Genomic DNA, 22,549 nt, shown 5'->3' on the forward strand with positions numbered 1-22,549 from the left:
GTAAACTAGGGCGCAGCCTTATGGCTGCACCCTAGTTTTCATCAAAACGAGCAAATATGCGTGCTTCACATAGTCGGCAGGTTGGCCCACCTACATTTTTCCAGTTGTTCGGCCAGCTGAACCACTAGTCGAGGCCCCTTGAACCGCAATCGAGCGCTATAGTCGCCCTAATTTCGCAACCAAGCCCCATAAATCTACCTGAATCAATTCGAATAGGACGTTGCGATCGCGCCATTCGTATAGGATAAGGCCGAATAACTCAAATTATGTTGGTGAGGCATCTGAGCGGTCGGCAAAAACGCTTAGAAGCTACGAATCCGCAACTAAAGTTCACCAAAAAGGGGCAGCCGGCAGAAACCTCCCCAGCCGAAGCTGCTCCCTCAATACGACAGCTCAAAAACCCACCGTTCGCAGAAGATAAGCCGCGCCCCAATACCGTTGCCCGAAGTTTCGGGCGTATGCGGCGTCCGCTATGCCATCATGCGCGTATGGGAATCATTCTGTCACATACCACGGCACGCGCTGTATACCAAACAGCCAACTCGCTCGCAAGCTACGCGACCGGTCCCATAGCTATGGAAAAGATTAGGGTGTCTGCGCCGACCACGTCCGACCTGGAAGCGGCACGAGCATGGCTCAACAGAAAGAATGTCGATTCTGAACGCATCCATGTGCTGACGTTTTCCAATAATGCCAAAAGGCACCGCAAGGGCTGCATCTGCCACTGCACGCGCTATGCGTTTGATGCAGAAAGCTACCTAGAACTCGAGCCGAACGTCTACATCGTCGATATCAAGCTGTGCGCGTTAGAAGCAACAGCCGACCTCAACCTTTCGGAGCTCGTTGAGTATTACTTTGAAATCTGCGGCTCCTACGCGCTTGGAACGTCCGACGAAACTCAATATCGCGAGCGCCCAGCCCTAACCAGCGTTGAAGAGCTCAGAGCCTTCTTTTCAGAGGCATCGGGGTATCGTGGATCTAATAAAGCGCTTAAGGCACTTTCTTATGTACGCGAAGGCTGTCGCTCCCCACTCGAAACGGCGTTTGTCATGATGCTGACAATGCCCAAGTCAATGGGCGGCTTAGCCATACGCGCTATCAAAACGGATTATCCGATCCCAGTCCCCAAAAGATACGCCGCCCTAACGCGACGGACGGTTTTCTACCTCGACGCGCTGCTCGAAAATTCGATGACCGATATCGAATACAACGGCTTTTACCACGACGAGCCCGGGCAGCAGTCAATTGACGAGGAGCGCCGAAACACGCTGCGAAACATGGGATATGCCGTTATCACAGTTAATCGTCATTCGTTTTTCAAGCAGTCCGCTTTTAGACGGGTCATGGAAGCAATTCGCATTCGCGAGAAGATATGGCCCGGTCGACTCCCGGATAACTTCGCCATCCTGCAAGAAACTCTTCGTCAATTTGTCTTGCGGCGCTACTTCGAATACGGTCGCCGCGTCCTGGAGACACTCAAAGAAGAAGAGGCCACCAAGCGCGAAATTGCAAGCCAATATCCGCAAGCTGATGACCCGAGCATCAACGATGTGCCCGAACCCGACGACATGCAACACGTCGGGGCCCTTGCTGAGGAAATCAATGGGCCTTGGGAATGCGACATGTCCGCAAAAATCGATGAAAACCGCACGGAAGACGACACGATTATTGATCTAATTGAGAATTCGCTCTTCTAAAGGCGATCTCTGCGGATGTCCACCTACATTTTTCGACTTATTCGGCCACCGATGTGCCAGATTGGTTGCAGCAATGCTCAATATAACTTTAGATAAAACTGATTCTGCAGGAACTCCCGTAGAGGAAGAACTGATTCTCGCGGTATTTAACACGATAAAGTACAAATATGAACAGTTCTAATGCTTCTCAAGGTGGCTTTCTTAGCATGCTGGCCGAACATCTCGAAATATGTTGGCGAGCATTGCGTCGATGTCTCCCAACCCACAGAAAATCGCAGAGGCGGAAAGCAGTCATCGAAATTATCGCAAATTGTATTGACACATGAACATACACTCATATAATCGAAAGTAAATTATATGAGCGCATGTTCATATGAAAGGATATTGCAATGAGCATCCGCGTTGGTGAAACGAAACTCGACATCGAGGCCACCGAGCCCGCGATCCCGACCACCTGCTCGCCCGAGGACCTTCCCGACGAGGAGCTTCTCTACGACCTCGCCGACCTGTTCAAGGTCTTCAGCGACACCACGCGCATCAAGATCCTCTATGCCCTCATGGGCCGCGAGCTCTGCGTGGCAGACATCGCCGAAGCGACCGAAACCTCGCAGTCCGCGGTGTCGCACCAGCTGCGCACACTCAAGCAGTCACACCTGGTTAAATTCCGGCGCGACGGGCGCAATATCCTATACTCGCTCGCCGACGACCACGTCTACACCATGCTCAACCAGGGCATGAGCCACATCTGCGAATAGCGACCAACCACGGTACCAGCGCGGCCTGCACCCAAGCCGCAAATACGGGGAAAGGAACCCACCATGAAAAAGCAGTTCAAGCTCGACGAGATCGACTGCGCCAACTGCGCGCGTAAGCTTCAGGACGAGCTGGCCAAGCTCGAGGGCGTCAAGTCCGTTTCGGTCAACTTTATGACCCAGAAGCTGACGCTCGAGGCCGATGAAGCCGAGTTCGACGAGGTCCTCGACCGCGTTGTGGAGTTCACCGCCGACGCCGAGCCGGACTGCGAGATCATTCTCTAGCCCAGGTTTACGCCAACCCGCAAGGCCGCGCTTGCCGCGGCCTTTGCTCGCGAAATTGTATGAGCGAGTGTTCATACGTTCAAATGGGAGGATACGAGTCATGGCCACCGCCGACCCCAAGAAGAAAAAGAAGAAGCGCAAGAAAAAAGAGTCACTCGAGCATAAGCGCAACCGCATACTGGTAGCGCTGGGCATTTTTGCCGTGGTGTACGCCCTCGATGAGCTCGGCACCCTCACTGCCGCATTCGGCACCCCGGGCGACATCTACGCCAGCTTCGCACTGTTCCTCGTGCCGTTTTTGATTGCCGGCTACGACGTGCTCCAAAAGGCATACAACAACATCCGCCGCGGCAAGGCGTTCGACGAGAGCTTCCTCATGGCCGTCGCGACCATCGGCGCGTTTGCCATGGTGCTCTTCCCCGACACCGATCCGCACATGGCCGAAGGCGCCGCCGTCATGCTGTTCTACCAGGTCGGCGAGCTGTTCCAGGCGTACGCCGTGGGCAAGAGCCGCAAGTCGATCAGTGCCATGATGGACATCGCGCCCGACTACGCTAACGTCGAGCAGCCCGACGGCACACTCGAGCAGGTCTTCCCCGATGACATCGCCGTCGGCACCGTGATCGTGGTCAAGCCCGGTGAGCGCGTGCCTATCGACGGCGTCATCGTCGAGGGCGAGACACAGCTCGATACCGCCGCCCTTACCGGAGAGTCGGTCCCCCGCCCGGCCAAAACTGGAGACGATATCATCAGCGGCTGCATCAACATGACGGGCCTCATCCACGTGCGCACCACCAAGCCCTTTGGCGAGTCCACCGTCGCACGCGTCCTGGAGCTCGTGGAAAATGCCAGCGAAAAGAAGGCGCGCACCGAGAACTTTATCACGCGCTTCGCCCGCGTCTACACGCCCGCCGTCACCGGCGCTGCCGCGGTACTCGCGCTCGGCGGCGGCTTGGTCACCGGCGCCTGGTCCGACTGGATCCTGCGCGGCCTGACCTTCCTGGTCGTCAGCTGCCCGTGCGCGCTCGTGATTAGCGTCCCGCTCAGCTTCTTTGGCGGCATTGGCGGCGCATCCAAGCTGGGCGTCCTCATCAAGGGTTCTAACTACCTCGAGACGCTCGCCGATGTGGACACCGTCGTCTTTGACAAGACCGGCACGCTCACCAACGGCACGTTCTCGGTGGTCGCGGTGCACCCCGAGGCTGGCTATACCGAGCAGTCGTTGCTCGAGGTCGCAGCCCTTGCGGAGTCGTTCTCCGATCACCCCATCGCGCAGTCCGTGCGTGTCGCCTACCAGGGCGAGGTCGACCCCAAGCGCGTAAGCGACTCCACCAACGACGCGGGCCATGGCGTGACGGCAACCATCGACGGCAAGCACGTCGTCGTTGGCAACGCAAAGATGCTCGCCGCGGCCGGAGTCGAAGCGCCCGATTGCGAGGTCGTCGGAACAATTCTGCATGTGCTCGTTGACGGCGTGTACGCCGGCCACATCGTGATTGCAGACACCGTTAAGGCCGATGCTGAGCAAACGATTCGCGACCTACACGCCGCCGGCGTCAAGCGCACCGTCATGCTCACGGGCGACCGCGAGGAGGTTGCGGCGTCTGTGACCAAGCAACTCAGTCTCGACGAGTTCCACGCGCAGCTGCTGCCGGGCGATAAGGTCGAGCGTGTTGAGGCGTTGCTCGCGGGCGAAAGCGACAAGGGCAAGCTCGCTTTTGTCGGCGACGGTATCAACGACGCACCCGTGCTTACCCGCGCAGACGTTGGCATCGCCATGGGCGCTATGGGCTCGGACGCCGCAATTGAGGCGGCGGACGTCGTGCTCATGGATGACAAGCCGTCCAACATCTCCCGCGCGATCCGCGTGGCGCGCAAGACCATGTCGATTGTTTGGCAGAACATCATCTTTGCGCTGGGCATTAAGTTGCTGATTCTGGTGCTTGCGGCACTGGGCATCGCCAACATGTGGCTTGCTGTGTTCGGCGACGTGGGCGTGGCGATCATCGCCATCCTGAACGCCATGCGCGCGATGGGTGTCAAGAACCTGTAGCACTCGTGGCCCCTCCAGCCGGGACCGGGCTTGGCTTTGAAAACGTCCTCGCGCATGAGGCCCGTCTTTCCTGCTCCTGCGGAGCAACGGAAAGGCGGGCCTCGCGCTGCGGAGTGTTTTCAAAACCAAACCCGGTCCCGGCCTGCATTGACACAGCTGAAGGTTCTTGGGCATCGCTTGCTGGCGGGGTTCCTTGTCTGAGTTGGACTTGGTTGGCGGGGCTACTGGTCCCGGTCGCTGGTTCGCGCTTTGCGCGAACTCCGCGTCACTGTAAGTCAGTTAGGCTTCCGTTGTTGGACCCGCCACATCTTCCCGTCCCAGCATCGCCCTCAGCTTCTCGAAGCTTTCCTCGCTTAGGCAGTGCTCCATGTGGCAGCCCTCTTGCGACGCGACCTCAGCCGAAACACCCGCATCCTCCAGCAGCCCCACGAAAAAGCAGTGACGCTCCCACATTTGACGAGCGACCTCCAGACCACGCTCCGTCAGATGAACGTCGCGCTTGCCCATTTCGACATAGCCGTTGCTTTCCAGCGTCGCCATGGCCTTGGAAACGCTCGCCTTGGTTACGCCGAGGTACTCCGCAACGTCGATCGAGCGCACGATGACCTGACGTTCCGACAGAACGTAGATTGATTCGAGATAGTCTTCTCCGGATTCACGTAGGGCCATGGGCCGCCTTTCGCGATGATTGCTAGTTAGCCTTTGGATACTTTCCACGGCTAACTTTACCGCAAAAGTTGCCCATGTCTTACTACTTTGTCTAAAAGTTAGCCGTGTTTCACAAAACGTGCGGGACGAAAACAAAATGGGGACGCCCCACAAGGAGTGTCCCCAGGCGCCGGGTGCCGCCCCGCAGTTACATCAATCCAAAGTGCTTCGCGGCGTTGCAGATGCCATCGTCGTCCACGGCTGTCGTCACATAGGTCGCCGCAGCTTTCACCGTGTCCTGCGCGTTGCCCATGGCCACACTTATGCCCACGGCCGAGAACATCGACAGGTCGTTCTCGCCGTCGCCAAAGGCAATCGCCTCGCTCGCGTCGATGCCCAGGCGCTCCAGCGTCGCCGCCACGCCCAGGTCCTTGCCGCCGTTGGCCGGAATAATGTCGCAGAACAGATCGCACCAGCGCGTGGTGAGCGAATGCGACACGGCATCGGTCACGATATGCTCGTCGGCCGGATCAACGAAGGCGCAAAACTGGTAGACCGGTGCGTCAAAGGCGTGCTCAAACGGCTCCTCGTGGTAGACGATTCCCGCGTTGCTGCCAGCCGTCACCACGCGCTCGGACAGGCGGTTCACAAACGAGTTCTCGCCCTGCATGCACAGCGAGTCATAGCGCCCCTGCGCCACCTGGTCCACAATCACCGCGACGTCGTCCGAATCGATCGGGCAGCTGCGATAAACGCCCTCGGCATCAAAACAGTGCTGACCCGAGAGCGTAATGTACGCATCCCAGCCCAGGTCGAACAGCCAGTCCGGCATCTGGTAGGTCGGACGGCCCGTGGCGATCACGCACGCAATCCCCTGCGCGCGAAAGCTGTCGAGCACCCGCTGCGCCGACGCCGGAATCTGGTGGGTCTTAAAACTCAGCAGCGTGCCGTCGATATCGAAAAACGCGGCTTTAATCATCCTCGCCTACTCCTCGCCCTCGAGCTTTTCGCTCGCCTCGAGCCACGCCATCTCCAGCTCGTCCATGGCAGCGTGAGCCTCGTCGATCTTTGCCTGCTGCTCGCCGAGCGCCGTGTAGTTGGTGGGATCGACTTGGGCCATCGCGGCCTCGGCCTCCTCAACGCGGGTGCGCTGCGTCTCCATCTTGCGCTCGAGCGAACTCACCTCGCGGCGGAGCTTCTGGCGCTCGGCGTTGGACAGGCCGTTGGGCTGACCGCTCGACTTGGGCTTTTCGGCCGCAGCTGCCGCGGCACCGGTGTCAAACGTGCCGGTCTTGGCGCTCGGCGCGCCCACGGGCTCGCCCTCGGCGGTAGCGTTGCACAGGCGCAGGTACTGGTCCACGCCGCCGGGCATATGCGTCAGATGGCCATCGAGCAGTGCCCACTGTTGGTCGGTCACGCGCTCCATCAAAAAGCGATCGTGCGTCACCAGGATCAGCGTGCCGGGCCAGCCGTCCAGCAGGTCCTCGACAATCGCGAGCATGTCGGTATCCAGGTCGTTGCCCGGCTCGTCCAAGATGAGCACGTTGGGCTCGTCCAGAATCGTCAGCAACAGCGACAGGCGACGGCGCTGGCCGCCCGAAAGATCGCCGATGCGGCTCCAGAGCTGCTGCGTCGTAAAGCCCAGACGCTCGCAGAGCTTCTCGGGCGAAGTCTCCTTGCCGTCGATGACGTAGTACTTCTTATAGTTGCCGAGCACCTCGCGGATCGTGTCGCCCATGTAGGGCTCGAGCTCCTCGAGCTGCTGCGACAGCACGCCAAAGCGCACTGTCTGGCCAATCTTCACGCGGCCGCACGTGGGTTCAATCTTGCCCTGGATCACGTCGAGCAGCGTCGACTTACCGGCGCCGTTCTCGCCCAAAAGGCCATAGCGGTCGCCCGCACCAATGAGCCAGGTCACATCGGTGAGCACCTGCTTGGGCGCGCCGTCGGTATCGGCATAGCCGGCATCCACGTCGACCACATCGATAACCTGCTTGCCCAAGCGGCTCACGGCCAGGCGCTTGAGCTCCAGCTCGTCACGCACGGGCGGCACGTCGGCGATCAGCTCACGAGCGGCATCCACGCGAAACTTGGGCTTGGTGGAACGAGCCTGGGCACCGCGGCTCAGCCACGCGAGCTCCTTGCGCGCCATGTTGCGACGGCGCTCCTCGGTAACGGCGGCCATGCGGTCGCGCTCCACGCGCTGCAGGATGTATGCCGAATAGCCGCCCTCGAAGGGATCGACCTGGCCGTCGTGGACCTCCCACATGCTGGTGCAGACCTCGTCCAAGAACCAGCGGTCGTGCGTGACCACGAGCATGGCACCCTGGCCGCGCTGCCAGCGGGCCTTTAAGTGACGCGCGAGCCAGTTGATGGTGCGCATATCCAGGTGGTTGGTGGGCTCGTCGAGCATGAGCACGTCGTAATCGCCGATCAGCAAGCGCGCGAGGTCCACGCGACGGCGCTGACCGCCCGAAAGCTCGCCCACCGTGCCCTCCCAGGGCACATCGCTGATGAGGCCGGCGAGGATCTGGCGCGTGCGGGGGCTCGACGCCCACTCGTACTCGGGGGCGTCGCCCACAACGGCATGATGCACGGTATCAGTATCGACCAGGTTGTCCTTTTGGCCGAGCAGACCGATCGTCGTGCCGCGGCGGTGCGTCACGCGTCCGTCGTCGGGCTCCAGCGTGCCAGCGAGCACGCTCAGCAGCGTCGACTTGCCGTCGCCGTTTTTACCGACAATACCAATGCGGTCGCCCTCGCCCACGCCGAGCGTCACGCTATCGAAAATATGCTTGGTGGGAAACTCTAGGCTGACGGAATCGCATCCCAAAAGAATCGCCATATGCCCTGCTCCTTCGTAGAAATTCAACGTTGTCCATGATAGCAGCGAGCCCCACCCCAAACCACCACGAAGGCGCCTGTCCCCTTTGTGGTGGTCGTTTCGGTCGCAGAGCAAAAGGCGGGCCATCTCCCACAAGAGATGACCCGCCTCTCCAATCAGTCCCGTGGCGACCGTGACCACCGCGGGCCTCAAGCATGTCCCGGACTAGGAGAACATGCCGGTGAGGTAATCATTCAGCCGCTTGTCCTTGGGCCGTTGGAAAATCTCGTCAGTCTCGTCGTACTCGACCATATCGCCCATGTAGAAGAACGCCGTGCGGTTGGACACACGCGACGCCTGCTCCATGTTGTGCGTCACGATAACGATGGCGCGGTCGGCAACGATCGACGACATGAGGTCCTCGATCGCCAGCGTCGAGATGGGGTCGAGCGCCGAGCAGGGCTCGTCGAACAAGATCACGTCGGGGTTGAGCGCCAGCGTGCGCGCGATGCACAGGCGCTGCTGCTGACCGCCCGAAAGCGCATGGGCGCTCTTGTCGAGCTTGTCCTTGACCTCGTCCCACAGCGCCGCGCCGCGCAGGCTCTCCTCGACCATGCGGTCGAGCTCGTCGCGGTCGGTGATGCCGTGGCGCTTAGGCGCAAACGTGATGTTGTCGCGAATGGACTTGCGGAACGGGTTGGGCTGCTGGAACACCATGCCAATGGAACGGCGCAGCTCGTAGGTGTTTTCGGTCTTGGTGTTCACGTTGCGCCCGCGATAGTTGATCTCGCCCTCCACGCGGCAGCCGCGAATCTCGCGATTCATGAGGTTGAGGCTACGCAAGAAGGTCGACTTACCGCAGCCCGAAGGCCCAATGAGCGCCGTGATCTCGCCCTTGTGGAAGTCGAGCGACGTATTGTGCAGTGCATGGTGGTCGCCATAGTACACGTTGACGTCCTTGGTGGAGAGCACGACCTCGTCGCTCACGGCCTTGCCGCTCACGCGCACGCGCTTCTCGCTCTCCCCCACGCTCGACAGGAAGTCCTGGGTCTCGGACGATGCCGCTTCGGTTGCGGGCGTTGCATTCATCTCGCTCATTCGGCCGTCATCCTTCTTGCCAGTTGCTTGCCCACGATACGGGCGACTACGTTAAACAGCAGCACGCAAATCATCAGCAGCGCCGCGGTGCCCCAAACAATCTGCTGGGCCTCGGGGCTGCCCTCGCCATAGATCTTGTAGATGTGCACGGCGAGCGACTCGCCGGGACGGAACACGTTCCAAGCGCAGGTGGGGCTCGACAGGTTAAAGCTCAAGAAGTTCAGGCGAACCGGCGAGCTCATACCCGAGGTAAAAAGCAGTGCTGCGGCCTCGCCAAACACGCGACCGGCCGAAAGCACGATGCCCGTCACGATGGCAGGCATGGCCTCGGGGATCAGGATGTGCAGCGTGGCCTCCCAGCGAGTGAGGCCCATGGCCAGGCACGCATCGCGCTGGGCCTGCGGCACGTCCTCGAGCGCCTGCTGGATCACGCGCACCAGGATGGGGATGTTGAACATGGTGAGCGCGACGGCGCCGGAGATGATGGAGTACTTCCAGCCCAGCTGCACCGAGAACACCAGAAAACCGAACATGCCGACGACGATGGAAGGCAGCGAGGACAACGTCTCGATGGCGGTGGAGGCGATGTCGCGGATGGGTCCGTCCGGCGCGTACTCAACCAAAAAGACCGCTCCGCCCAGGCTGATGGGCACCGAGATGATCAGGGTGATCAGCAGCAGGTAGAACGAGTCGAACAGCTGGTAGAGCACGCCGCCCTGCGTTCCGTTGGCGCGCGACGGCTCCGTGAGAAAGCCCGGCTGGAACAGCGTCGAGATGCCCTCGAACAGGATATAGGCCACCATGGAGACGACGATGAGCATGACGATGGCGACGATCGCCGTCAACACGCCCGTGGCGAAGCGGTCCTGCTTTTGGACACGCCCGAGCCTCGCCTCGTCGATGTGGATACGCGTGCTAGCCACGAGCCTTCGCCCCCTTGCGGCCGATAAGGTGGATGATCAGGATGAAGATGAGGCTCATGCCCATCAGCAGCAGACCGAGCGCCCACAGAACATCGTCCTGGGCCGAGCCCTCGGCATAGACCGCCATAGACGTGGTGAGCGTGGTGGTGATGGTGGACGCCGGCGACAGCAGTGACGTCGGCATGGCCTCGATACCGCCGATAACCATGCGCACGGCAAGCGTTTCGCCAAAGGCGCGGGTCATACCAAGGATGACCGCGGTCATGAGCGACGGCATGGCGCTCTTGAGCACCACGTGCCAGATGGTCTGCCAGCGGGTATAGCCCAGCGCGAGCGAGCCCTGTCGGTAGCTGTCGGGCACGGCGCGCAGGCCATCGACCGAAAGCGTGGTCATGGTCGGCAGGATCATGACGGCCAGCACGATGGCGCCGGGCAAGATGCCCAGGCCCGTGCTCACGTGGAAAACGCTCTTCATAAGGCCGACGACAACGTGAAAGCCGATCAGGCCAAAGACGACCGAGGGAATGCCGGTCAAAAGCTCAATAAGCGGCTGAAAGACCTTGGAACCAAACTTAGGCTGGATCTCAACCGCAAAGATGGCAGAGCCGATAGCGATGGGCAGCGCGATAAGCGTGGAGAGCGCCATGACCGCAAACGAGGTGACGATCAGGGGCAAGGCGCCGGTGTAGGGCAGGCCGTTTTTGGCCGTGTTGGCCAGGTCCCACTTGGTGCCGGTGAAAAACTCGACGACCGAGACGCCGTCTTTGACAAAAGCCGAGAGGCCCTTTTGGGCGACCATAAAGATGAGCGCGGCAACGACAAGCGTCACGAGCGCAACGCACGCGCCCGTGACGCCCAGGCCCACGTTCTCAAGGTCGCGCTTTGGCAGCTGTTTTGCCATTGCAAACCTTTCCGGGGCGATTACTTATTTAGCGGAGACCTTGCCGCTGGCGTCCTTGACGACCTTCATGGCAGAGACGGGGATGAAGCCCTGCTCCTCGACGAGCTTGCCCTGGACGTCGTCGGAGAGCATAAACTCCAGGAAGGCCTTGGTGGCCTCGTCGGCGTCCTTGGAGCAGTACATGTGCTCGGTCGCCCAGATCTTGAAGGAGTCGTCGGTGACGTTCTTGCTCTTGGGCTCGACGCCCTCGACCTTGATGGCGTTGAACTTGGAGTCATCGAAGTGCGAGAAGTCGAGGTAGGAGATGGCGTTGTCGGTACTGCCCATCTGAGTCTGGACATCGCCGGACTTGTCGAGCTCGGCGTCGCCCTTAAAGTCGACGGCCTCGTCGCCAAAAACGGCGGCCTCGAAGGTGGCACGGGTGCCGGAGCCAGCCTTGCGGTTGAGAACGACGATCTTGGCGTCGTCGCCGCCGACCTCCTTCCAGTTGGTAATCTGACCGGAGAAGATACCCTTGAGCTGCTCGAGGGACAGGTCGTCGACCTTGACGTTCTTGGAGACGACGGGGCCCATGCCCACGACGGCGACCTCGTGGTCGACGAGGTTCTTGACTTGATCGGCCTCAAGCTTGGTCTCGGCGAAGACGTCGGAGTTGCCGATGGTGACGGTGCCGGCGGCGACAGCGGTCAGGCCCTTGCCCGAACCGTTACCCGAGCCGGAAACGGAGACGTCCGGGTTGGCATCCATGAACTTCTCGGCAGCAGCCTCGACGAGAGCCTGGAACGAGGAGGCACCGTCGTAGGTCACCTCGCCGGAGACGGACTCGGCAGTAGCAGCGGCGCTACCCTTGTCGGCGGCGTCGGATGCGCCGGAGCCGCCGCAACCAACGAGACCGAGACCGACGATGCTGGCAAAACCACCAGCGAGGCCGAGGAACTGACGACGAGAATAAGCCTGATCGAGCATGATCTTCCTTTCGTACATGCGACTCGCGGGCACCCTGCCCGCTTTGCTGTTTGGAAAGATACGGCCTCGATCGGGCAGTGCCCGCGCCAACTGCGGTTTTTTACGGGCATCTGATAGACCCTTACCGCAAGCGCAGCACGGCCTTTACAAACGAATAACAAACCCGGCATTTAACGTGGCGCGCCTTTTACACCAATAAAAACGAAGTTGCGGTGAAATAGTTCCTGTCTGGCCATCAAAAGGCCCATTCTAGGAACTATTCCACCGCAACTTAGATTGGAAAACCGCGTAACCTTAAAGTTCCAGTTCGTTTAGACGAAGGATTGCCACGATATAGATCTTGAGCGCCTGCTTAAGCTGCTCTTCGTTGGCGCACTCGTTGGGGCCGTGCATCTGGCCGCCCCATGCGGGCAGCTCCAGGCCGGTCTCCTCGGGGCCAAACGATACGGCGCGGGCAAAGTTGCGCGCATACGTGCCGCCGCCCATGGCAAAGGGCTCGGCATGCTTGCCCGTAAACTCGTTATAGGTATCGATAAGCGCCTTCACGGCCGGATCGTCGGCAGAGACCGAGAACGGCACCTTAGCGCGACCCAGCTGGCACGTCACGCCAAAACGGCCCACGAGCGGGTCGAGCTGCTCGCGGATGGTATCGGCACTGGTGCTATCGGGGAAGCGGACGTCGATGACCTGCTCAATATGGCCATCCGCCACGCGGATGACGCCAGCGTTGCAGGTAAGCGGGCCAAACGCCGGACTCGTCGCATCGATACCCAGGCCGCGGCCATAGGCATCCGCATGCACAAAGGCCAGGAACTTGACGAACTCGTGCTCGGCAGGCGTCAGCAGGCGCTCGTCGCGTGCACCAAACGCGTCCTCGGCCTCGCGCAGATACGCCACGATCAGGCCGACGGCGTTAATCGTTCCCTCGGGCATCGAGGCATGACCGCCAATGCCATGGGCAAAAATCTGCGCGTGCCCGTTATCGAGCGCCGTGATCTCCAGGCGGTCGGCGTTCTCAACGGGCGCCGGCAGCTCATCGGCGGCAATCGCGAGCTCGCAGATGGACTGCGACGGAATGGCGTTGCTCGCCTCGGCACCGCTCCAGGACACAATGCGCCCGCCGTCGATCTTGGGGCTCACAAACGTCGCCCCAAACTGGCCCTTCTCAGCATTGCAGACCGGGAACTCGGCATCGGGCGTAAACAAAAAGTCGGGGTCTGCGTGGTCCTCCAGATAATGGTGAACGTCGGACATGCCCACTTCCTCATCGCAGCCCAGCAGCGCGCGAAAGGTATAGCGCGTCACAATGCCGTGCTTGAGCAGGTAGGCACCGGCGTAGAGCGACAACACCGCCGGACCCTTGTCATCAATCACGCCACGGCCGAGCAGCCATCCCTCGCGACGCTCCATCGCAAACGGGTCGGTGTTCCAGCCGGGGCCGGCGGGCACCACGTCCACGTGGCAGATGGTCGCGAGCTGCTTGTCGCCGCGACCCGGGATATCGGCAATGCCCACATAGCCCTCGTCGTCGCTCGTCTGGTAGCCGAGCTTTTGCGCAATGCCGAGCGCGCAATCGAGCGCATCACGGACCGGACGGCCAAACGGCGCACCGGGCTCCGCATCGGCAGCAACGGCCACGGACGGATAGCTCACCAGCTGCTCGATATCGGCGACGACATCCTCCCAGACCTCGTCGACATACTCGGCAACGCTCTGCTCCACCTGATTCATGGACGACCTCCTTAGCAATGAGCGACGAGCACGCCCGCCCCTCACATCACGTCATTAGATAGCGAAAAGTTTAGCAAGCTCGGCCACCGAGTGCACCACCGCATCGGCACCCGCCGCCTCGTGCTCGCCCGGCGCGGCCGCGCCCGAATAGATGCCAATGCACGGCACGCCCATAGCGTGCGCGCCCTCCACATCGTTAAAGCGATCGCCAATCATCACGGCATCGTCGGCCGTCGCACCGAGCGCCGCCAGGGCATCGCGGACCGAATCCGCCTTGGTCTCGCGCCCCTGCGGCGGATTCATGCCAACCACGACTTCGAACTGGCAAAGCCCCAGTTCATGCACCATATCGATGCACTTCGCCTCCATGCGCGACGTCGCCACGGCCATACGCTTGCCCTGGGCGGTCAACCCATCCAGCAGCTCGAGGATCCCATCGAACACGGGGTACTCCTCCGGTCCCAGCTCATCAAAAAAGGCGCGGTACTCGTCGGCCACCACAAGCGACTCCTCGCGGGAAAAGCCGTAAAAGTCGTGAAAGCTTTTCCACAGGGGCGGCCCGATCATGCGACGTAGGTCGCCCATCTGCGCCTCCGAAAACCCGCGCGCAGCCAGCGTCTTGCGCGTCGAGGTCATCACCGCCCGGCCCGTATCTGCCACCGTGCCATCGAAATCGAACAGCACGACCGGCCGTTTGCCTATCTCCAACGCCCCCATCGGCATTCCTCTTCCCCAGTTGACGATTTCCACACCGACACTTCAAACTGTTGACTATTCAACAATTGAACCTAGTAATGTGGAACGACTCTACTATACTTGTCGCACTTTGCTCTCAGAAGGCGGCGCACAAGCGCCCCAACGAAAGGTGCAATTATGTCTTTTGCCATCATAACCGACTCCACGTCGGACATCTCCCCCGTCCGCGCCCAAGAGCTCGGCATTTACGTGATTCCGCTGCATGTGATTATCGAGGGCGAGGACCTGCTCGACCAGGTGCAGATTACCGCCCAGGAGTACGTCGCGCGCATGGCCGGCTCCGAGCAGCTGCCGCACACCTCGCAGCCGAGCGCCGGCGAGTTCAAGGCGCTGTTTGACCGCGTGCGCGCCGATGGCCACGACAGCGCGATCTTTATCTCGCTGTGCAGCGAGTGGTCCGCCTGCTATTCCAATGCATGCCTGGTCGCCGAGACCCACGAGCTCGACGTGCGCTGCATCGATTCGCGCACCGGCTCGGGTGCCGAGGGCCTGCTGGTGGAGTACGCGCTCGCCATGCGCGAGGACGGCCGCAGCCTGGACGAGACCGAGGCACAGATCTGCGCGACCCTGCCCGACGCGCACCTGCTGCTGATTCCCCGCACGCTCGAGAACCTCGTTAAGAACGGCCGCGCGCCCAAGCTCGCCGGCCAGCTCACGCAGATGCTCAATATTCGCCTGGCCGTTTCGCCGGAGTGGCAGTCGGGCGAGATCAAGGCCATCAAGAAGGGCCGCGGCGCCAAGCGCATCGTCGCCAACACCATGGCAGACTGCCTCGCGTTTTTGGCCGAGCATCCGGGCTCCAGCGTGCGCGTGCTCACGACCGGTACCGCCGAGGAGCAGGAGCTTGTCGACGAGGCACTCGCAGGCCAGGACTACGTAGACGCCGGCACCGGCCCCATCGGCTGCACCATCGCCACCCATGTAGGCGTCGACGCCATCGCCATCAGCTACTGCCCCCGCTACCAGCCAACTCGCTAGGGACGCCCACATCAGTTATGGTGAAATGGGGACTGTTTTTGGCTTATTAGCCGCCAATCAATCCCTATTCCACCGCAACTTAGAAGCAGTTCATTTGGGACGGGGCTAAAAAGACTGGTATCAAACGTTTCAGACCAGTCTTTTAGCCCCGTCCCATTTTACCTACCCTACATCAGCCCGCTCAGGGCGATGTCGACGGCTTCGTTGAGGTCGTCGGTGATGTGGACAAGGTCTGGATCGAGTGGGCTGATCATGCCGGCATCCATCACCGGGCCGTTGAGCCAGTCGAACAGGCCCCTCGCGGTACCCACTGGACAAAAAATGGCAAATATGAGTACCGCCACCAAATTAGTAGCAGCAAAATCTCGCCGGAATTGATCATTTCGATCATTCCACGTCTTGCCAAGGCTCAAAATTCCGTGTTTAGTGGGTTAGATATATAGAATAATGTGGAATTGGTATTCTATTCTTACCAAATGTTATGAGACTACATTAACAACAGTACTCATATTTGACGTTATTTGACCACGGAGTCATTCGAGGACCCCTCCCCACGCCGCCAACACGCCCCATAGCCGCCAAAACACCTTTAACAACAGCCGCCGCACGTTTTGGCACCGGCTAATTGCCACTCACGGATCGGTACCCCACTATTACCGAACCAAAATCGAAGTCGCATATCTCATAAAGCTGAAATGACGTACCCTCATCCCAATGAACGCTGACAAGAATGGCATTCAAATGAGCAACGCCGTGCATCAATACGCCCTTTTCGGGAACGCCTTATTCAAACTCAATAAAACGGTTGTCCACGCTTCAGATCCGCGTAAGCAGATCGTAATCTGTAGCAACGGTCCAGACATCCGTTACGCAACACTCGAAGAATGGGACAAAGCCGGCAAATCTTTCGGCGAACGTGCACAGACCGAGGGCATCGTTACCAGCGCGAGCCCAGCGCGCGACAAACTCGAGCTCTTTCGCAATCTTTTTACCGGCCGCAAAGCTGTGCACGCTCACGGGTATCGCAGAAAAGACGGGGGCATCGGCTATACACCCGCCTGCGCAAATGAGTGGAAGCCAGGCATTTGCCCCAAAGCAAACCATCACAGAATTAAATGCGCTGAATGTCGCAGCCGCACATTCCTTGAGCTGAACGATGCCGCCATTATCGCCCATTTCAAAGGCAGCGACGACAGGCTCCGGGACGTCATAGGTCAATATGTTCTCGACAAAGACTGCAACACAAATGTCCTTGTCATTGATTTTGACAAAGCCGATTGGAAAGAAGCGACAAACGCTATCAGGCTTGTCGTAAAAAACTATGGAATTAACGCTGCGGTCGAGCGATCAAGGTCAGGCAACGGCGCGCATATCTGGTTTTTCTTCCTAGAACCTATAAACGCAAAGACAGCACGAGATTTCGGTAGCTGCCTTATCGCCGAAGCAGCGGCACTCAACAAGACAATCACCTTCGAAGCCTTTGACCGAATGATACCCGCGCAGTCCACCATTCCTGAAGGCGGCTTTGGAAATCTCATTGCGCTGCCCTTTCAGGGAAAAGCGCAGCGGGAAGGAAACAGCGTATTTGTTGACGAACGATTCGAGCCCTTTCCCGACCAATGGCTTTACCTTTCGCAAATCCAACTAATCTCGCGTGCGACGGTGGATCGTCTGATCGAGGACACCAAAAACAAACCGCTTGGAATAGCAACAGCTGCAGCGACAAACAAAACCAGGCGCAATGTCCAAAAGCCTCGAAAGCGGCTCCCGCTCACGCCACGAGACTTCCCCTCGAACCTGCTCGTCACACAAGCCGATATGCTCTACATCCCCGAAAAGTCTCTGAGCCCGGCAGCTCAAATGGAAATCCGCAGGCTTGCGACATTTGCCAACCCGGAGTTCTTCCGTGCGCAATCTATGCATCAATCAGTATTCGGCAAACCGCGACTCATAGACCTCAGCGAACTTAGAGATGGCCGCGTCGCGATTCCCAGAGGCTGCAAAGCCCAACTTGAGCAGCTGATTCAAGAAGCCCACGTTACTGCCCATTATTCAGACGAACGTAGCACAGGCAATCCAATTGAGATGGCATTCAAAGGGACCCTTCATCCCGAACAGCAAATTGCCGCCGACCAGATGCTTGAATACGAAGACGGAATCATGTCTGCGCCAACGGGCTTCGGTAAAACCGTCATCGGAGCTTATCTTATTGCCGCCGTTGGTCTTCCGGCGCTCGTCATTGTTCCAAAGACCGCGCTCATAGCCCAATGGAAATCGCAGCTCGAACGATTTCTCGACATTACGGACACCAGAGAGCCGGTCCGAACGCCAAAAGGACGAATCAGCAAAAAGCAACCTCCCCTTATTGGACAAATCGGAGGGGGCAAAACCGCCGTCAGCGGCCTTATCGACGTCGCTTCCTTTCAGTCGCTATCTGGCAAAGACTCCCAAACCGGGGAGCCGATAGTTAAGAACCTTGTTCGTAATTACGGCCTCATTATCTGCGACGAATGCCACCATGCTGCCGCGCCACAGCTCGAGCTCGTCCTCAAGTCCGCTCCAGCCAAATATATATATGGCCTCTCCGCGACACCCGAGCGCTCCGACGGACTCACGCGGGCGCTCTCGATGCTCTGCGGCCCGCTTCGCTATGTCATTGATCCAAAAACGCAGGCAATTCAGCAGGGCATCCAGCGCATCGTTCGACCGAGATTTACCGGCATTCGGCTATCCGCCTACGAGCCGGATGCAAGCTTCAATCAGATTCTCGATATGCTGTGTGCACATGCGGCAAGAAACGAATTGATTGTCGATGACGCCCTCGAAGCAGCGTCAAACGGTCGGCATCCGCTCATACTATCCAAAAGGAAAAAGCATGCTGAGGAACTGTTCAGGCTGCTTAATGATCGCAGACACGAACCCATACTCTTAACCGGAGAAATCGGTGCCAAAGAAAGAAAAACGATACTGAACAGTCTTCCCGGCCTTGAGCATGAACATCGAATCATCGTCGCCACCGAAAGCCTTCTGAGCGAGGGCTTCGATCTGTCCTACCTTGACACCCTATTCATTGCCACGCCGATATCTTGGGACGGCAGTGTAACGCAGCAGGCGGGCAGACTGCACAGAAGCCACGAGGGCAAGCAACAGATTGAGATATTCGACTACATTGACCTGTCGATACCCATGCTCGCTCGCATGTACCAGAAGAGACTCAAGACGTACGCCAAGCTGGGCTACGAAATTTATTCAGCAGAGGACAGTGAGCAACCCGATTACAACATTCTCATAGAGCCAGCAAACGCTATTGAGGCATTAATTAAAGACATCACCGGTGCCACAAAGAGCGCCTTCATTGCCGCATCCTACGCATCCGCCGCATGCCTCGCGAAACTCACCGCCACACTCGCAGGCGCAGCCGCCCGTGGGATTACCCTTGAGATTTATGTTGCCTCAACTCCGCGCGATGACGCGAAAGCGATTTTTGCCGAGATGAACGTCGACTATTCCGTCAAGGCCAAAGGGCGGCTGTGCGCGGCCGTGATTGACGAGGAAACTGTCTGGTACGGGACTATCCCGCTGCTGGCATTCCCCAAGAAAGAAGACCGCAGCATCCGTTTCAAAAGCAACGAAGTCGCCGCTGAGTTTTTGAGCGAAATCCAGCAATGAGGAGAACCGGGGGCCGCAGCAGCGAACGGGGCACGCCTATCAGTTGCGGTGAAATAGGGACTGTTTTTGGCCAATCGACCGCAAATCAGTCCCTATTCCACCGCAACTTGGAAATCGGCGATCAGCCCAGCGGACCCTGAAACAGCTCCTGATGAGTGCCCATTCTCACCAGCCTAATCACTGGGTTAGTCTTATGGGGAAGATAAAGAACGACCACATCGACCAAGCCATCGGATAGGTGGAAATCGATGTGGCCGTTGTAGTTTCCGCCCGGGTTTGAGAGCTCGTGGGCGCCATACTCCGCCGGAAGTGACCCATGAGCCACAAGCTCCGCAACCGCCGCTTTAAACTCACTTTTTAGCTGCGGATGCATGCGCATCGTTCGTTTGTAGTCCACCTTAAATTGAGCCTCGACTTTAATCTCGAACATCGCTATTCCTCATCGAGGAATGACATAAGCTCATCAGCGTTATTGAATGACAGGCTATCGTCCGGCAAAATCCCCAACTCATGAGCCTCTGCGACCACCATGGCACGCCTCGTCGCCTCGTTGGGCACCTCCGCCCTTCCTACAATCTCAAAAGGAATCTTTCGCTGATTTACCAGCTGCCGAACGGCAAGATTGAGATATGAATTGAGGCTGAGGCCGACCGAATCCAAGAACTCAGTCGCCTGCTCCTTGAGCCCCTCTTCGATTCGAACCGTCGTAGGCTTAACTGTTGCTGTAGACATTTGCGACCTCCTCGCCCTCGTCTTTTACACCAGTATACCCAATATAAATGGCAATCTGATGTTAGATAACATCAGATTGCCATGCGTATTCATGTCGCGTGAGCACGATTGATCTACATCAACCCGCTGAGCGCAATGTCGACGGCTTCGTTGAGGTCGTCGGTGATGTGTACCAGATCCGGATCGAGCGGGCTGATCATACCGGCGTCCATCACCGGACCGTTAAGCCAGTCAAATAGGCCCTGCCAGTACTCGCTGCCTACCAGCACAAGCGGCATGCGCTTGACCTTGTGCGTTTGCACCAGCGTGAGCACCTCGAACATCTCGTCGAGCGTACCAAAACCACCGGGAAACACAATAGCGCCCGAGCTGTATTTGACGAACATGGTCTTGCGCACAAAGAAGTAGCGGAAGTCCATACCGAGGTTTACGTATTTGTTGAGCCCCTGCTCGTGCGGCAATTCAATGCCCAAGCCAACTGACTTGCCGTTGACACTCGCCGCTCCCCTGTTGGCCGCTTCCATGATGCCGGGGCCGCCACCGGTGATAACCGCCACGCCGCGCTGGGCAATCTTACGGCCGACCGTGCGCGCCGCCTTGTAGAGCGGATCGGTCTTGGGCGTACGGGCACTACCGAAGATGGTCACCGCAGGCCCTAACTCGGCAAGTGCGCCAAAGCCATCGACAAACTCGGCCTGGATGCGCAGTACGCGCCACGGATCGGCATGCAGCCAGTCGGTCGACTCCTCGGGCGCCAGTAGGTTGGCGTAGGTGTTGTCCTTAGGAATCATGGGGCCGCGCATGACCACGGGACCGCGGCGGTACGTCTCGTCGTAGGCAGGCTCGCCCTCGACATTCTCGTTCTTAATCATGGGTGCTCCTATCGAGAAAAAGAAAAACGGGTGGGGTCGACGCCATGCGCCAAACACCCGCCCGAACATCAACTATTCGGTATGGTACCCACGAAGCATCAAGCGCTTGCAAGCTATCGGTCAGCGGTCGTGCAGCCAGCGTCAGAGAATGTGACGAGCGGCTGCCGCTCAGCCTTTGCCGTTGCCCACGCTCCGCAAGCGTGTCTGTCGCCCTTAGTAATCCACCGCAGCAGGGCTGTTCATCCAGTCGCCCACGAACGCACCGTAGCGGCCCTCGATAATGGCCTGGCGGGCACGCTGCATAAGGTTGAGCAGGTAGTAGATGTTGTGCATCGACAGCAGAATGCCGCCGAGCATCTCCTTCTGCGTGACCATGTGGCGAATGAGCGCGCGGCTGTAGCCGCCCGTGCACACCGGGCAGGTGCAGGTGGGATCGATGGGGCCGTCGTCGTGCGCAAAACGCGCGTTGCGGAAATTGAGGCGACCCTCGCTCGAAAACGCCGTGCCCATGCGGCCGGTGCGCGTCGGCAGCACGCAGTCGAACATGTCGATGCCCACGCCCACACCGCGCACGAGGGTGGTCGGGTTGCCGACGCCCATCAGGTAGCGCGGCTTGTGCTTGGGCATATACTCGCTCGCGAGCGGCGCCAGCGTCTCGAACATGGTTTCATGGTCCTCGCCCACCGAGTAGCCGCCGATACCGTAACCCGGGAAGTCGCCGCACTCCTCCAGATGGCGCAGCGAACGCAGGCGCAGATCCAGGTGCATGCCGCCCTGGACGATGCCAAAGAGCGCCTGGTCATCGCGGGTGTGAGCCTTGTAGCAGCGCTCGGCCCACATGCTCGACAGCTCCACCGCGCGCTCAACGTAGGCGCGCGTGGCGGGATAGCCCGGGCACTGGTCCAGCTGCATGCAGATATCGGACCCGAGCTTCATGGCGATTTCCATGTTGTCCTCGGGCGTCCAAAACACGTGGCGGCCGTCGTAGTCGTTGACGATAAAGCGCACGCCCTCGTCGGTGAGCTTGACGGCATCGTTGTGGCTGAACACCTGGAAGCCACCCGAATCGGTAAGAATGGGGCCGTGCCAGTTCATAAACTTGTGCAGGCCGCCCAACTCGGCGATGGTGTCCTCGCCGGGACGCATGGACAGGTGATAGGTATTGGCAAGCACGATCTGGGCGCCGAGCTGCTTGACGGTCTCGGTAGGAATACCCTTGACGTTTGCCTTGGTGCCCACGGGCATAAAGATCGGCGTCTCGATGTCGCCGTGCGGAGTATGCAGCACGCCGGCACGCGCATGCGTCGTCGGATCCTCGGCAATCAGATCGAATTTAAAAAGGTTCTGGTCCATAAACTGGAACTCCTTGGTTGTGGTTCATACGCAAACCATTATACGGGCAACCCGCAAGAAGCACCGACTCGACAGAAACTGGTGCAAAGGGGTCATAGTCATTGGGGACGTTCTTAAACGGTTAGTCGTTGGGGACAGTCTTCAGCGCCACCTTGCAAAGGAATGTCCCAATCTGCCGGCACTTAGGGACTGTCCCCAAGCGCCGGCAAGAGTGTCCCTTATGACTAGTCATTTAAGAACGTCCATTACAGTCGAAATTGTCAGCCCGGGACCGTCTCGGGCTACGATTGAGGCGCGCCCAGAACGGGCCG

The 22,549-nt window shown here is 59.2% G+C and carries 20 protein-coding genes; 6 read left to right on the forward strand and 14 right to left on the reverse strand.

What is annotated here, in order from left to right; all coding sequences use genetic code 11:
- Positions 1–590 precede the first annotated feature (590 nt).
- From PMX21_RS06905 to PMX21_RS06920, 4 genes are all read left to right on the forward strand, one after another.
- Positions 591–1,697, forward strand: a complete 1,107-nt coding sequence (locus PMX21_RS06905; RefSeq protein ID WP_271758838.1) for a hypothetical protein — start codon at positions 591–593, stop codon at positions 1,695–1,697.
- A 389-nt stretch (positions 1,698–2,086) separates the two neighbouring features.
- Positions 2,087–2,452 carry an ArsR/SmtB family transcription factor gene (locus tag PMX21_RS06910; RefSeq protein WP_271758840.1) on the forward strand — a complete coding sequence of 122 codons (366 nt, stop codon included), beginning with the start codon at positions 2,087–2,089 and terminating at the stop codon, positions 2,450–2,452.
- 63 nt (positions 2,453–2,515) lie between these two features.
- The gene (locus PMX21_RS06915) at positions 2,516–2,734 is read left to right on the forward strand and encodes a cation transporter (protein WP_117735568.1); all 219 of its coding nucleotides are present in this window, start codon (positions 2,516–2,518) and stop codon (positions 2,732–2,734) included.
- A 100-nt stretch (positions 2,735–2,834) separates the two neighbouring features.
- Positions 2,835–4,787 carry a heavy metal translocating P-type ATPase gene (locus PMX21_RS06920; protein ID WP_271758842.1) on the forward strand — a complete coding sequence of 651 codons (1,953 nt, stop codon included), beginning with the start codon at positions 2,835–2,837 and terminating at the stop codon, positions 4,785–4,787.
- Between the two features lie 279 nt (positions 4,788–5,066).
- Here the strand turns inward: PMX21_RS06920 and PMX21_RS06925 are convergent, their stop codons facing one another.
- The 9 genes from PMX21_RS06925 to PMX21_RS06965 all read right to left on the reverse strand — a co-directional run bounded on the left by PMX21_RS06925 (position 5,067) and on the right by PMX21_RS06965 (position 14,628).
- A complete protein-coding gene (locus PMX21_RS06925; protein ID WP_271758844.1) occupies positions 5,067–5,456 on the reverse strand; it encodes a metal-dependent transcriptional regulator in 390 nt (129 codons plus the stop codon).
- Positions 5,457–5,643: 187 nt separating this feature from the next.
- The gene (locus tag PMX21_RS06930; protein WP_271758846.1) at positions 5,644–6,414 is read right to left on the reverse strand and encodes a Cof-type HAD-IIB family hydrolase; all 771 of its coding nucleotides are present in this window, start codon (positions 6,412–6,414) and stop codon (positions 5,644–5,646) included.
- Between the two features lie 6 nt (positions 6,415–6,420).
- Positions 6,421–8,280, reverse strand: coding sequence for an ABC-F family ATP-binding cassette domain-containing protein (locus PMX21_RS06935; RefSeq protein WP_271758848.1), 1,860 nt, complete (start codon positions 8,278–8,280; stop codon positions 6,421–6,423).
- Positions 8,281–8,484: 204 nt separating this feature from the next.
- Positions 8,485–9,357: a phosphate ABC transporter ATP-binding protein PstB gene (gene pstB, locus PMX21_RS06940; protein WP_195239469.1), complete on the reverse strand. Its 873-nt coding sequence runs from the start codon at positions 9,355–9,357 to the stop codon at positions 8,485–8,487.
- A complete protein-coding gene (gene pstA / locus PMX21_RS06945) occupies positions 9,354–10,280 on the reverse strand; it encodes a phosphate ABC transporter permease PstA (protein WP_117770186.1) in 927 nt (308 codons plus the stop codon). Before pstA ends, pstB begins: the two co-directional genes overlap by 4 nt.
- Positions 10,273–11,181 (reverse strand): phosphate ABC transporter permease subunit PstC, encoded by a 909-nt coding sequence (pstC, locus tag PMX21_RS06950; protein WP_271758849.1) that lies wholly within the window; start codon positions 11,179–11,181, stop codon positions 10,273–10,275. Before pstC ends, pstA begins: the two co-directional genes overlap by 8 nt.
- 24 nt (positions 11,182–11,205) lie before the next feature.
- Positions 11,206–12,165, reverse strand: coding sequence for a phosphate ABC transporter substrate-binding protein (locus PMX21_RS06955; RefSeq protein WP_271758851.1), 960 nt, complete (start codon positions 12,163–12,165; stop codon positions 11,206–11,208).
- Between the two features lie 276 nt (positions 12,166–12,441).
- The gene (locus PMX21_RS06960; protein ID WP_271758853.1) at positions 12,442–13,878 is read right to left on the reverse strand and encodes a M20 family metallopeptidase; all 1,437 of its coding nucleotides are present in this window, start codon (positions 13,876–13,878) and stop codon (positions 12,442–12,444) included.
- A gap of 54 nt (positions 13,879–13,932) precedes the next feature.
- Positions 13,933–14,628, reverse strand: a complete 696-nt coding sequence (locus tag PMX21_RS06965) for an HAD hydrolase-like protein (RefSeq protein ID WP_271758855.1) — start codon at positions 14,626–14,628, stop codon at positions 13,933–13,935.
- Positions 14,629–14,751: 123 nt separating this feature from the next.
- On the opposite strand from PMX21_RS06965, the gene PMX21_RS06970 reads away from it, so the two are divergent.
- Positions 14,752–15,612, forward strand: coding sequence for a DegV family protein (locus tag PMX21_RS06970; protein WP_271758857.1), 861 nt, complete (start codon positions 14,752–14,754; stop codon positions 15,610–15,612).
- Between the two features lie 167 nt (positions 15,613–15,779).
- Here the strand turns inward: PMX21_RS06970 and PMX21_RS06975 are convergent, their stop codons facing one another.
- Positions 15,780–16,025: a hypothetical protein gene (locus tag PMX21_RS06975; RefSeq protein ID WP_271758859.1), complete on the reverse strand. Its 246-nt coding sequence runs from the start codon at positions 16,023–16,025 to the stop codon at positions 15,780–15,782.
- Between the two features lie 328 nt (positions 16,026–16,353).
- On the opposite strand from PMX21_RS06975, the gene PMX21_RS06980 reads away from it, so the two are divergent.
- Entirely contained in the window at positions 16,354–19,281 is a 2,928-nt protein-coding gene (locus PMX21_RS06980) for a TOTE conflict system archaeo-eukaryotic primase domain-containing protein (RefSeq protein ID WP_271758861.1), read from the forward strand.
- Positions 19,282–19,402: 121 nt separating this feature from the next.
- On the opposite strand, the gene PMX21_RS06985 is transcribed toward PMX21_RS06980, so the two are convergent.
- The 4 genes from PMX21_RS06985 to tgt all read right to left on the reverse strand — a co-directional run bounded on the left by PMX21_RS06985 (position 19,403) and on the right by tgt (position 22,238).
- On the reverse strand, positions 19,403–19,711 hold the full coding sequence (locus PMX21_RS06985; protein WP_055250871.1) for a type II toxin-antitoxin system RelE/ParE family toxin: 309 nt from the start codon (positions 19,709–19,711) through the stop codon (positions 19,403–19,405).
- A 2-nt stretch (positions 19,712–19,713) separates the two neighbouring features.
- Positions 19,714–20,013, reverse strand: coding sequence for a type II toxin-antitoxin system RelB/DinJ family antitoxin (locus tag PMX21_RS06990; protein ID WP_195234914.1), 300 nt, complete (start codon positions 20,011–20,013; stop codon positions 19,714–19,716).
- 113 nt (positions 20,014–20,126) lie between these two features.
- Positions 20,127–20,885, reverse strand: a complete 759-nt coding sequence (locus tag PMX21_RS06995) for an LOG family protein (RefSeq protein ID WP_117842618.1) — start codon at positions 20,883–20,885, stop codon at positions 20,127–20,129.
- Positions 20,886–21,098: 213 nt separating this feature from the next.
- Positions 21,099–22,238 carry a tRNA guanosine(34) transglycosylase Tgt gene (gene tgt / locus PMX21_RS07000; RefSeq protein WP_271758863.1) on the reverse strand — a complete coding sequence of 380 codons (1,140 nt, stop codon included), beginning with the start codon at positions 22,236–22,238 and terminating at the stop codon, positions 21,099–21,101.
- Positions 22,239–22,549: the final 311 nt, after the last annotated feature.

The organism is Collinsella aerofaciens (assembly GCF_028209885.1).
In the GTDB taxonomy this organism is placed as follows: Bacteria; Actinomycetota; Coriobacteriia; order Coriobacteriales; family Coriobacteriaceae; genus Collinsella; species Collinsella aerofaciens_BA.